9 protein-coding genes are annotated in these 5900 nt (G+C 38.8%); 7 read left to right on the plus strand and 2 right to left on the minus strand.

The genetic code is table 11. The annotated features are described in order from the left end of the window. Positions 1-131: 131 nt before the first annotated feature. The gene (locus ACZFYI_RS14405; protein WP_462524827.1) at positions 132-1049 is read left to right on the plus strand and encodes an SMP-30/gluconolactonase/LRE family protein; all 918 of its coding nucleotides are present in this window, start codon (positions 132-134) and stop codon (positions 1047-1049) included. Positions 1050-1111: 62 nt separating this feature from the next. Here ACZFYI_RS14405 and ung read toward each other — a convergent pair whose 3' ends face one another. Beyond that, on the minus strand, positions 1112-1774 hold the full coding sequence (ung, locus tag ACZFYI_RS14410) for a uracil-DNA glycosylase (protein ID WP_462524828.1): 663 nt from the start codon (positions 1772-1774) through the stop codon (positions 1112-1114). Positions 1775-1851: 77 nt separating this feature from the next. On the opposite strand from ung, the gene apaG reads away from it, so the two are divergent. Both apaG and ACZFYI_RS14420 read left to right on the plus strand, forming a co-directional pair. After that, complete coding sequence (apaG, locus tag ACZFYI_RS14415; protein WP_462524829.1) at positions 1852-2238, plus strand: Co2+/Mg2+ efflux protein ApaG; 387 nt, start codon at positions 1852-1854, stop codon at positions 2236-2238. A gap of 2 nt (positions 2239-2240) precedes the next feature. Further along, complete coding sequence (locus ACZFYI_RS14420) at positions 2241-3020, plus strand: class I SAM-dependent methyltransferase (RefSeq protein WP_462524830.1); 780 nt, start codon at positions 2241-2243, stop codon at positions 3018-3020. Here ACZFYI_RS14420 and ACZFYI_RS14425 read toward each other — a convergent pair. Next, entirely contained in the window at positions 3009-3605 is a 597-nt protein-coding gene (locus tag ACZFYI_RS14425) for a methyltransferase (protein WP_462524831.1), read from the minus strand. The two genes, ACZFYI_RS14420 and ACZFYI_RS14425, sit on opposite strands and share 12 nt — an antisense overlap. Positions 3606-3645: 40 nt before the next feature. Between ACZFYI_RS14425 and ACZFYI_RS14430 the strand changes: the two genes are divergently transcribed. The 4 genes from ACZFYI_RS14430 (at position 3646) to rplI (ending at position 5752) form a co-directional block, all read left to right on the plus strand. Beyond that, positions 3646-4560: a zinc ribbon domain-containing protein gene (locus ACZFYI_RS14430; protein ID WP_462524832.1), complete on the plus strand. Its 915-nt coding sequence runs from the start codon at positions 3646-3648 to the stop codon at positions 4558-4560. 92 nt (positions 4561-4652) lie between these two features. Next, positions 4653-5024 carry a 30S ribosomal protein S6 gene (gene rpsF / locus ACZFYI_RS14435; protein WP_462524833.1) on the plus strand — a complete coding sequence of 124 codons (372 nt, stop codon included), beginning with the start codon at positions 4653-4655 and terminating at the stop codon, positions 5022-5024. Next, positions 5021-5272 (plus strand): 30S ribosomal protein S18, encoded by a 252-nt coding sequence (gene rpsR / locus ACZFYI_RS14440; RefSeq protein WP_113924785.1) that lies wholly within the window; start codon positions 5021-5023, stop codon positions 5270-5272. The genes rpsF and rpsR overlap by 4 nt, the downstream gene beginning before the upstream one ends. A 36-nt stretch (positions 5273-5308) precedes the next feature. Beyond that, positions 5309-5752 (plus strand): 50S ribosomal protein L9, encoded by a 444-nt coding sequence (gene rplI / locus ACZFYI_RS14445; RefSeq protein ID WP_462524834.1) that lies wholly within the window; start codon positions 5309-5311, stop codon positions 5750-5752. Positions 5753-5900: the final 148 nt, after the last annotated feature.

A 5900-nucleotide genomic window follows, 5' to 3' on the forward strand; every position in this document is an offset into this window, starting at 1 on the left:
GTACAGGGAGGCATTGTGGATTTTCGTGACCATGTACTCAAGGATAGGAACTATACAATTTCTCAATTATCTTTCAGGCTTTCTGATCACTTTCCACTTTGGACTGAATTTCTTACCCAATAAAACAACCTATGATAACCTCAAAAAAACACTTCTTCATCACTATTCTTGCTGTCATTTTTGCTTTCCATGCCCAGTCCCAAGAACTGGACAGAGGCTCAGTCGTCGCTAAAAATGCTGTACCTGTAAAAGTCGGTGAAGGATACACTTTTACGGAAGGCCCTGCGGTGCACCGTAACGGAGATGTCTATTTTACAGATCAGCCTAACGATAAAATTTTCAAATGGTCAGCCACCAGGAATGAAGTGACGCTCTTCCAAGAAGGCACCAAAAGGTCAAACGGAATGTATTTTGACCGGAATGATGTTTTGATTTCGTGTGCAGATCTGGAAAACCAACTCATAGCCATCGATGATAAAGGAAATGCAAAAGTCCTGATAGAAAACTATAAAGGCAAAAAATTGAATGGACCAAATGATGTCTGGATTGCTCCCAACGGAGGCATGTACCTCACCGACCCTTTATACAAAAGACCTTGGTGGACAGGAAGAAGTCAAGAAATGGAACAGGATGGTGAACATCTTTATTATTTGGCACCAGACAAGATCCAGTTCTTCAGGGTGGACGAAAAACTTGTCAAACCAAATGGCCTAGTCGGAACACCTGACGGTAAAAAACTTTACGTTGCTGATATAGGTGACAACAAAACTTATGTATATGATGTCGAAGAAGACGGTTATCTAAAAAACAGAAGGTTGTTTTGTGAAATGGGTTCGGACGGCATGACCATCGATAACAAAGGTAATGTCTACCTCACCGGCAAGGGAGTCACTGTTTTTAATCCAAAAGGCGAACAGATTGCCTATATCCCTATGAAAGAAGGATGGACCGCCAATGTGGTATTTGGAGGAACCGAACGCAAAACTTTATTCATTACCGCCATGGACAAAGTCTATACCCTCGAGATGAAGGTAAGGGGCGTTTGGTAAAAAGGATTGTAAAATTGTAATATTTCTGAATGTGTTCACGGTCCACAGTCGACCGTGGACTGTTACCAATGGATCTCCCCCTGCCCTTTTTCTTTAAGGTAAACATTGGCTTTGGAAAAGTGCCCACAACCCAAGAAACCCCTATGGGCTGAAAGTGGGCTTGGATGGGGTGCATGAAGTTTGAGATGCCTGTCTTCGTGGATAAATGCCGCCTTCTTTTGTGCATAGGCGCCCCATAGCATAAAGACGACATTCTCTTTAGAATCTGCAATTTTACGGATCACAGCATCAGTAAACAGTTCCCACCCTTTGTTTTGATGTGACCCGGCCTGATGTGCACGGACAGTCAGCGTGGCATTCAAAAGCAAAACACCCTGATCAGCCCAACGGGTCAGGTCTCCATTTGGAGGCATGGAATAACCCAAATCACGGTTGATTTCCTTGAAGATATTGAGAAGGCTTGGAGGGAAAGGAATTCCTTCCCGGACCGAAAATGAAAGACCATGTGCCTGACCAGGTCCATGGTAAGGATCCTGCCCCAAGATCACCACTTTCAAATTCTCCATAGGGCAATGCGTAAAGGCATTGAAAATCTCTTTACCTTTAGGATAAACCATTTGGTGTTGGTATTCTGATTTGATGAAACTTGCAAGATTTTCGAAATATGGTTTGGAAAATTCCTCTTTAAGAAGATTTTTCCATCCTTCTTCAATTTTTACATCCATTTTTTGATCGAATTGAAAAGATAATTTGGAATTAAGACAAAGTTTTCGAATTTTTAAATCCCAATAATAAAAAAGAAATGGTTATAGCTGTTACCCAAGGAATTAAAGTCACTGTAGAAGTCACCTATCAAGCAGAATTTTCAAGTCCTCACCAGCATCATTATGTATTTACATACAAAGTGAATATTGAAAACAATAGCCCCCATACCATACAGCTAATGAGAAGGAAATGGGAGATTTTTGATGCCGGAGATGCTACCAAAACCGTAGAAGGTGACGGAGTCGTGGGACAACAGCCTATACTTGAACCCGGAAACCTGCATGAATATGTATCCGGATGTAACCTGAAATCAGGTTTGGGTAAAATGAGAGGGTCATTTTTTATGGAAAAGCTATTTGACGGTAAAGTCCTTGAAGTAAAAATACCTGAATTTCAGTTGATTGCTGATATCTTCGACAATTAAACTTGAACCGCCGGGTATTTCCTTTCCTATCTTATTTAAAGTATTGGTTGGTCAAAGAAGACCAATATGCCATCCAATCACCTTTTGTTTTTGAAATATATAATGGCCTCCTCGGTCATGTCCAGCAATCCAAAGACAAAGACCTCGACATTGAGGAAATCAGAAAAACCCTTTTAGCTAGTAAAGAAATCTGTGAAATAGAAGATTATGGAGCGGGCTCAAAGAAATTAAAAAAATCCTCAAGAAAAATCTCTTCTGTCACGAGATACAGCACCAGTCCTCGAAAGTATTCCCAGCTTTACCAGTTTTTTTGTGCCAAAACACCTGCAATGCAGGTGTATGAATTAGGAACCTGTGTCGGACTCAATACCCGATACCTTGCCAAAGTCACCAAAGGCACATTATTTACTTTTGAAGGAGCTTCCGCACTTTGGAAAAAGTCCCAGGAATTCCCAAAACCTCAAAACGTACATTATATTTTGGGAAATTTGAAAGACGCTTTACCATACGTATTGGAAAAAAACCATCAGGTAGATTTTGCCCTTTTGGATGCCAACCATACATACCAGGCTACGATCGATTATTTCGAACTTTTGTTACCAAAAATCAAAAAATCGAGCATCATAGCAATAGCAGATATCCATTGGTCCAAAGAAATGAACCAAGCCTGGGAAAAAATCAAATCTCATCCCGAAGTAATTATCAGCCTGGATTTTTATGAATGTGGCATCTTGTTTTTTGACAAATCCCTCACCAAATCAAATTACACGTTACACTTTTGATTTTTTCTGCAAAATAAAAAACAGCTCCTGCCCCTGCCTTGGCGTTATGGAATTATAGCATTCCTCCATTTTGAGAATGTTAAAATCATTTTCAAACAACTTTTGATACTCTTTCAACTCTCCACCAAACGGAGGACCGGCCTTATCAAATTGACGGTTAAACAATAGCCCTACCAATTTCCCCCCGGGTTTAAGTAGTTCATTCATCTTCTTGACATACTTTGGACGAAACTCCGGCTGCAAAGCACAAAAAAAAGTCTGTTCAATAATCAGGTCGTATTGGTCCGAATGGTCAAAAAAATCAATGTGGTGGATTTGGTTTTTAGGAAAACCATTATGCGTTAGTTGAAAATTCTGCAAAGGATAAGATGAAATATCTAAAATATTAGTGTTCAAAAAGCCCTTTTTTAGGGCGTAATGGGCTTCGTATCCATTTCCGGCGCCAGGAACAAGTATTTTTAACCAATTATTATCAATTTGGTCTAAATATTGCTTTATTGGTTTTGTAACTTCACCTACATCCCAACCAATGGAATTGTGTTGATATCTCAAAGTCCAATAATCTTCCCCAAGGATATTTGACATAAAATTCATTAAATTTAATATTTCTACAATTTACTCATCTATGGAAACTACTCCGCAAAAAAACACTAAAAGTGACAATGGAAAAAACATTCTGATCATTGTCCTATTGATTTTAATTGTTGCCAGTGGCATTAAGCTTTACACTGACCACCTTGACAAAACCAGGAAATCAGAAGAAATACTGATCCTATCCGAAGAAAACAACGAGCTTAACAGAAGGATTGATTCCATGAATTACCAGCTCGACCTAAGGATTCAGGAAATTTCAAAACTGGGAGGAGATATTGCCGCCTTGGAAGAAATCAAAGAACAATTGACCCGCGAAAGGAGCCTTGACAGAAAAAGGTCATCTGATGAAATCGCCGCTCTCAACAAAAGAATTGTTGCTTTCTCCAAAACCATTGAAGAAAAAGACCAGGAAATCATTAGGCTGAGGGAAGTCAATGAGCAGCTTTTTTCAGAAAATACCGACTTAAAAACTACCCAGGCACAGATTAAGGAAGAAGTCGCCCAACTGAATGTAAAGCAAAAGGAACTTCAAGAGAAAGTCGATATCGCAGCCAAATTAAGAGCAGAAAATATCAGCATCGCCGCGGTCAATGCCAGGGGCAAGGAAAGAGAAGACGGTTTCAAAAACAGGCAATTGGAAAAACTACGGGTCACTTTCAACCTAGCTGACAATAAAGTAGCCGAAAAAGGTGCTCGGGATATATATGTACAAATCATGGCACCCAACAACCAACCGATTTTTGATGTGGCAAAGGGTTCAGGTACATTTTCCATTGATGGCAGGGAAGAATTCTATACCGTACACCAGGACATCATCTTCGACAATTCCAAGCAGACTTTGACTTACTTCTATGAAAAAGGTACCAAATACAATCCCGGTGTGTATGAAGTAAGAATTTATTCTGATGGATATCAGATTGGAAGCAAGACCTTTGAAGTGAAATAATACGGTAATTTCTGGCTTATATTTGGAATAAACAGGACAAACAACTACTTTTGCGGTCTGTTTATCAAAAACAAGCTTAAATAAATAAAATCATGTTCCAAAAAAATTATGAAACGGTATTCATACTTACTCCCGTTTTGTCTGAAGTTCAGATGAAGGATACCGTAGACAAGTTCGTAAACTTGTTAAAGACTGAGGGAGCAGAAATCATTAATGTTGAGAATTGGGGTCTAAAAAAATTGGCCTATCCTATTCAGAAAAAAAGCACCGGTTTCTACATTTTAATCGAGTTCAAAGCCGATCCGACTGTGATCAAGAAAATGGAAATTGAAATCAGAAGAGACGAGAAAATTCTTCGATTCCTTACAACCGTTCTTGACAAGCATGGAATTGCTTATGGAGACAAAAGAAGAAAAGGTGAATTTAACAAAAAAACTGAAGCTAAGGAGGAGCCTGCAGCATGACACTCAAAAACGAACCAATCAACAGAAACGATAACAGAAAAAAATACTGTCGTTTCAAAAAAAGCGGTATCAAGTATATCGATTACAAAGACCCTAACTTCCTTTTGAAGTTTGTCAATGAGCAGGGAAAGATCCTTCCAAGAAGATTGACAGGAAATTCAGCCAAGTTTCAGAGAAAAGTGTCCAATGCCATCAAAAAGGCAAGACACTTGGCATTGATGCCTTTTGTAACTGACGGATTGAAATAGTACATCTTTGTTCATTTATCTTTAAACAGTATTACAATGGAAGTTATTCTTAAAACAGACATAAAAGGACTTGGATACAAAAATGACATGGTTGAAGTAAAGCCAGGTTATGGTAGAAATTACCTCATTCCTCAGGGATTTGCGGTTTTGGCTACAGGATCCAACAAAAAAATTCTTGCTGAAAATGTAAAGCAGGCAGCTCACAAAGCTGAAAAAATCAAAACTGCTGCTGAAGAGTTGGCTGCGAAACTTGCTGAAATGACTTTGGAAATCAAAGCAAAAATAGGTGAATCAGGCAAAATTTTCGGAAAAGTAACTACACTTCAGATTTCTGATGCTTTGGCTACCCAGGGCATTGATATTGACAGAAAGAAAATCTCTATAAACGTGCCGGTACAAGGTGCAGGAGAATTTGAAGCTGAGGTTGACCTTCACAGAGAAGTAAAAAGTCAAGTTAAATTTGTAGTGGTTGCTGAATAAGCATCATCAAAAAGTATCATAAATAAAAAAGGCTTTCAAATGAAAGCCTTTTTTTTTTGGTTTGAATTAATTCATAGCGATTTTTTCAAGGTCTTCTACCAATTTCTTGGTTACTGCCTTGTTGTTTTCTTCTCTTTTGGCTTTAAAT

Source organism: Aquiflexum sp. (assembly GCF_977115555.1).